At 43.1% G+C, this 2,693-nt stretch carries 3 protein-coding genes; all 3 read right to left on the bottom strand.

The window, feature by feature from the left end; all coding sequences use genetic code 11:
• Positions 1-71 precede the first annotated feature (71 nt).
• Positions 72-425 (bottom strand): DUF2750 domain-containing protein, encoded by a 354-nt coding sequence (locus QTO00_RS17850; protein ID WP_331425977.1) that lies wholly within the window; start codon positions 423-425, stop codon positions 72-74.
• Positions 426-524: 99 nt separating this feature from the next.
• The gene (locus tag QTO00_RS17845; RefSeq protein WP_331425976.1) at positions 525-1,136 is read right to left on the bottom strand and encodes an OmpA family protein; all 612 of its coding nucleotides are present in this window, start codon (positions 1,134-1,136) and stop codon (positions 525-527) included.
• A gap of 1 nt (position 1,137) precedes the next feature.
• Positions 1,138-2,409, bottom strand: a complete 1,272-nt coding sequence (locus QTO00_RS17840) for a TolC family outer membrane protein (protein WP_443088943.1) — start codon at positions 2,407-2,409, stop codon at positions 1,138-1,140.
• Between the last annotated feature and the right edge of the window lie 284 nt (positions 2,410-2,693).

Raw genomic sequence — 2,693 nt, 5'->3', positions numbered from 1 at the left:
AATTTGATAAATGCGACTTGGCTTGCTGTAAATGATAAAAAAGCGCCAGAGAGGCGCTTTTTTATAGAACTTTAGTTTAGATACATTTTTGCAAGGTCAGATGGTTCCATCTCTTTACCTTCCAGTTGGTCATTCCAGTTGGTGCCAACCAGAACGCCATCTTCAGCTAGAGTTAGTAGCCAATCTTCAACAAAAATGTCCAACGGAATTTCTAGTACTTCAAAATCAGCCCACTCTTCAACATTGTGAGTCACGGCATCTTCTTTTGATGACCAGAAAGGCATAACTTCGCTGTTTTCAAATTCAGTAGAGTCGCAAGCTAGCCAACCCTCTTCATTTCGCATGCCCCAAACCAATTTTGATTGCTTTGTTTCAGCAACAAATAGCTCTAGGTTTGTTTGAATATCAGAAGATAATTTGCTCATTGGTTTCATCTCGTAGGTGGATTCGCTGCTAGGTTAACATTGTCTAGTTAAAAGCCAAATAAAAAAGGGAGCCACGCTCCCTTTTTCTGGTTCAACGGGCTATTTTCCGATCTTGGTGAAGATAGTCCACTCTTCTTTTACGTTACCTTTGTGGCCGACAACTGTAGCCACAACTTTGCGGTTTTTGGCGTGACTAACCTGGTCATCGCCAAGTTCGCTGAGGTTGTTGTCACCGAAGCCGACTACTTGGACACGTTCGGACTCAGTGCCGTAAGAAAGTAGAGCATCTTTTACTGAATTAGCACGACGTTCAGACAGTGCTAGATTGTAATCTTCGTTGCCTACCTTGCTGGCAAATCCTTGTAGTTCGATAGATGCTGAAGGGTAAGTTTTTAAGAACTCCGCCATTTCACGAATCTGTGTCAGAAAAACAGGCTGAATCTCATCTGAATCGTTGGCGAACAAAATGTGTAAGCTCAGCTCTTCTTCAGTTTTGATGTAGGTACCACAACCTTCGTTGTCTATATCTGCTTTCTGAGGCGTTTGCGGACATAAGTCACGAGCGTTGATAACACCGTCATTGTCGTCGTCTAAAAGATCATCTACTTGACTAGGCTCTGGAGTCGAGATGTAGTCATAGCTATCTTCAGCATTAAGTGGCGCTACAAATAGGGTCGCGGTGACAAGCATCGTTAGTAATGATTTATTCATATTAGTATTCTACCTTCTCGTTCCACTCTTGAGGTGTAGCGACACGCAAGGCTGCTAGCAGGTTTCCAGTTGCATTCATCACACGGTATTTGGCGTATTGTTCATCGTATTTCGCGTCCAAATAGCCTTTGCGCGCTTCAAAAAGCTCGTTTTCTGTGTTTAACAGATCGAGAAGTGTTCGTTTGCCTAATCGATACTGTTTCTCGTAAGCAATAACCGTCTCTGATGCCGAGTCTACGTGGTCTGCTAAAAAGTCTTTCTGCTGTACGGTGAGATCCAATGCACTCCAAGACAGGCGCAAGCCTTCTTCAACACTGCGATAGGTGCGATCGCGGAAATCTTTCGCTTTGTTTAACTGATAGGCGGCGCTTTCAGTGCGGTCGGCATCAGAACCACCGTTGTATAGGTTGTAACGCAGTCGCAGCATGGCAGAAAATTCATCACTACCACCTTCGATTCCACCTGCGTCATCGCGCCAAGTTTGGTTCGCTTCAATAGAGAATGTTGGGTAATTAACCCCTTTAGTTTGGTCGTACTGGAAACGCGCTGAGTCAACGTCCGCTAGAGCGATTTTAACTACTGGGTGCTCGTTGAACGCGGTTTCTAAAGCTTCATCTACAGTGTAAGGAATCGCAGTTTGGTCTGCTCGTGGGAAGACAAGCCCTTCCGGGGATTGACCGACAATTCTTTTGAACTGCGTGTGTGCATCGAAAAGATTATTTTGAGCGGCAAGCAGGTTCCCGTGAGCCTTTGCTAAACGGGCTTCAACTTGTGATAGGTCAGCCGTAGATCCAATACCCGAATCGACACGCTTTTTAATATCTGAGTATATATCTTTGTGCACAGCAAGGTTGCTTTCTGAAAGCGCAAGAATCTCATAAGCCTTTGTTGCATCAAGATAAATTTGAGTAACTTGCAGTGCAATATCTTGCGCATCAGAGATTAATTGATAACGAACTGATTCTGCATCTGCTGCTGTGCGATCCATATCGTTTAGTGTCGCAGAACCATCCCATAGAAGTTGAGTTAGAGTGAGTGTCGCTTCTTTACGAGTTAGTTCATCTTCTGTACCTGACGCTAAGTCTACAGCTTCATAACCAATTCCGGCATCAAGATCCAACTTAGGCATATACGCACCGCTAGATGCTTCGGCATCGAAGAACTTACTTCTAAATTCATTGTATGACGCTTTTATCTCTGGGTTGGTCGTAATAGTAAAAGCGACTGCTTGTTCTAATGTCTGGCTATGTGCGGGAAAGCTAAGTGCGATCATGCAACTTAGTACTTTCAACTTATTCCTATTCACTCTAACTCTCCTGGAAGTGCTGGTAGGTGAGGATATTAATCAATTTATCTGACTCAAAAATGAGAATGAATCATTGTTGGCGCCAATAAAATAACACTCTTCGAACATTAAGACTAATTTTAACTGCAACTAACTTGTTGTTTGCGTGTTAAATATGACATGTATCGCCAATAAGTATTGGGGTTGTTGAAAGTTTAACCATGTACAAAATTAGGGTATAAAATGTAGACCTTGGTTCCGTTTCTCAATGT

It is taken from the genome of Vibrio sp. M260118 (assembly GCF_036533755.1).
Taxonomy (GTDB): domain Bacteria; phylum Pseudomonadota; class Gammaproteobacteria; order Enterobacterales; family Vibrionaceae; genus Vibrio.
This window is presented reverse-complemented; position numbering and strand designations above follow the sequence as displayed.